The organism is Spiroplasma endosymbiont of Lariophagus distinguendus, from assembly GCF_023846195.1.
Classification (GTDB): Bacteria; Bacillota_I; Bacilli_A; order Mycoplasmatales; family VBWQ01; genus Spiroplasma_E.
Window position 1 is genome coordinate 1 of record NZ_JALMUW010000081.1, and the last position, 3,241, is coordinate 3,241.

Below are 3,241 nucleotides of genomic sequence, written 5' to 3' on the forward strand. Positions count from 1 at the left end.
GAATATGAAAATAAGTTTTCTGTTAATTAACAGAAAACTTATTTTATTTTTTTGAATCTTTAATTTCTTTCATTTTTTCAATAAAATTATTATCATATTTAACCGAAGATTGTTCTTTAATAAACTTTATTAATTCTGAAACATCTTCATCACTAATTCATGGTGCTTGTAAACGATTGATATTATTTTGTCCTGGAGCTAAAAATAACATATCGCCTTTACCTAATAATTTTTCTGCTCCAGCAGTATCAAGGATTGTTTTTGAATCAATTCAAGATGCAACTTTAAAAGCAATTCTTGCTGGAATATTATTTTTAATTACGCCAGTAATTACATCTACTGATGGTCTTTGTGTTGCTATTACTAAATGAATTCCTGCTGCTCGACCCATTTGTGTAATTCGCATGATCCCTTCTTCAATTTGTTTGCTTGCTTGTACCATTAAATCTGCTAATTCATCAATAACAATAATATAATAAGGTAATTTATCAATTTCTTGACTTATTTTTTTATTATAACTTTCAATATCACGATTTCCATTTTTTGCAAATAGTTGGTATCGACGCATCATTTCTAAAATTACTACTTGTAATGCTGCTGGTGTTTTGTTTGCTTCATTAATTACTGGAATAATTAAATGTGGGATATCATTATAAATTGCTAATTCTACTCATTTAGGATCGATTAATATTAGTTTTATTTCATGAGGTTTGTATTGTAAGAGCAAAGAAATTAGTAAATCATTAATAAAAACTGATTTTCCTGAACCAGTACTACCAGCAATTAATAAGTGCGGCATTTCTTTTAATGAATGAAAGATGTAATCACCAGTAGTATTTCTACCAATACTAATTAATAATTTTTTATTTTTATATTTTTCGCTTATATTTTCAAATTGTTCTTGCATATTAGTTGGAACAATATTTTTATTACTAACTTCAATTCCAATCATTGATTTACCAGCTATTGGTGCTTCGATTCTAATATTATTATTTGCTAAAACTAGTTTTAGTTCTTCTTCTAAGTTAGTAATTTTGTTAATTTTCATTCCTGAAGTGATTGAAACCTCGTATTTTGTTACTGTTGTACCAATAGTAAAATCATTTACTTTTCCTTGAACAGAAAATTCTTTAAATAACTGATTAATTTTTTCTTTATTTTCTAAAGCATATTTTTCATTTTCTTCTTGCTTTTTTATTAGATTATCTGATTTTTTAGTTAATTTTAATGTTGGTAAAATATATTTTTGATTAATTATAGTTTGTTCAGGAAGAAAAGCTTTTGTTTTTTCTTGATTGTTATTTTGTTTTTCAATTTGATTAATAATTTTGTTTTGTTCTTTAACTTTTGTTTCATTATTTTCTAATTTTTGATTATTAATTTTGTTAATATTGTTATTTTCTTGTAATAATTCCTTATTGGTTTCTATATCAAAGTTTATTTTTTCATTTTTTACTTTATTGTTTGCTAGATTTTCTTTTGTAAATTGTTTAGTTTCTAATTTAGATTGCTTATTATTGTTTTTTGCTTGTTGTTTGTTTATTTTTAGTTCTTTTTTTAGATTATTGATTTTGATAGTATTATTTTGTGCCAAAGTAAGTTTTTTTTGTTTTTCTTTTGCTTTTTCTAATTTATTAATTTTTTGATCTTTTCGCTTAACTTTAAAATCTAAAATTGTTTCTTTGATATGATTTGAAATAGTGATAAATAAAATTAAGGGACGGTTAAAAAATAATCAACTAAAACAAATAATAATCATTAATATATTTAATATAAAATTAACAAAAAAAGTTGTGTAACCTAAAAATTCTAATATAGTATTACCAATTAATCCGCCAACAAGATAAGAGGGAAAGAAACTATCAATAGTTCAATTATTAAAGGAAATAGGTGATTTGAAAAATCCGTGATAATTATTAAAAATAGTTGAATTTCATCAAGATTGATAATAATCATTAATTAAATTAATATGAAATTTATTATTAAATCAAATATTATCATAATGACTAATAATAGTAATAGTTTCAATTGTTCAAGCGCAGCATATAATAGTAGTAATTATTGCTCAAACAAAGGAAACTTTAAATTTAAAATAATAATTAAAACAAAGTGGAATTAAAGATATATATAATAATATATAAATTAAATATTTGCTTCATCCAAATAAAAAAGAAAATATAAAGTCGTCTAAAAATTTACCAATTGGTAGTAGTCTTAATAAACTAAAAGTTATTAATAACAATAAAATTAGAGTACCTAATAAGATACCAATTTTATTATTATTACTATTTTTAATTTGTTTAATTTTAATATTTTTAAAATCTTTCATAATTTTAAACTCCTAACTTTTCTATTTTAAATTTATTGGTTGAGTGATTGTATAAAAATAATATCATATATAGGGGTGTTTGTTACTACTTACTAACCATTTTAATAAATATTATTATGATGTGAACTATTAGTAATTTTTATTTATTTTTTTTAAAAATATATAATATATATAAATTAAAATATTATTAGTACTTTAATTGGTTATATGGTTATATATAATAAACAATATCCATAGTTTAAATCTTGAAAAAGAATAAAAAATAAATTAAAAGAGAAAAGTAAAAATCAAAGATTGAAAGTGAATTAAAAAATGTATAATACTGAAACGAATAATAATGATTTAATGTTTATGATTATAGGTTTGCCTATAATAGTTATTGTTATAGGAGTTATTATAGTTTGTGTAGTTGCGCTTCAATTGATAGTAGTTCTAGAGTAGATGCAATTAATAATGCAATTGAAAAAGAAATAAAAGATTTTTTATTGAATAAAAATGATATAAATTATGTTTTTAAAAATGGTAATTTATATCAACAAATGAAAAATGAGGTAAAGACTGCAATAATAGATTTGAGATATAATAAATATACACTTAATAAATCATATATTAATAGATCTGAAAATAAGATTAAACAAATACAACGTATTATTAATAAATATTATAAATTAGATAAAAAAAATATTATTGAAATTGATAATGAAGAAGTTACTAATAATATTATTTTAATAGAAAACAAAGAAATTGATAATGAATAAAATAAAGTTACCTAAATAACTTTATTAATAATATTATTGGATTAAATAATGACTCTGTTGTATTTTTATCTTATAACTAAGTAAATAAAAATATTTTATTATTGAATTCATTTTTATTTATTATTATGTTTGGATTTTATATAGCATATTTTAT

Annotated in this window: 2 protein-coding genes; one reads left to right on the top strand and one right to left on the bottom strand. The window is 20.7% G+C overall.

Features of this window, described 5'->3' with window-relative positions; genetic code table 4:
* Nucleotides 1-43 precede the first annotated feature (43 nt).
* Nucleotides 44-2,329 carry a DNA translocase FtsK gene (locus M0D11_RS07310; protein WP_252320815.1) on the bottom strand — a complete coding sequence of 762 codons (2,286 nt, stop codon included), beginning with the start codon at nucleotides 2,327-2,329 and terminating at the stop codon, nucleotides 44-46.
* Nucleotides 2,330-2,730: 401 nt separating this feature from the next.
* Between M0D11_RS07310 and M0D11_RS05440 the strand changes: the two genes are divergently transcribed.
* A complete protein-coding gene (locus M0D11_RS05440) occupies nucleotides 2,731-3,087 on the top strand; it encodes a hypothetical protein (protein ID WP_252320817.1) in 357 nt (118 codons plus the stop codon).
* The last annotated feature ends 154 nt before the right edge of the window (nucleotides 3,088-3,241 follow it).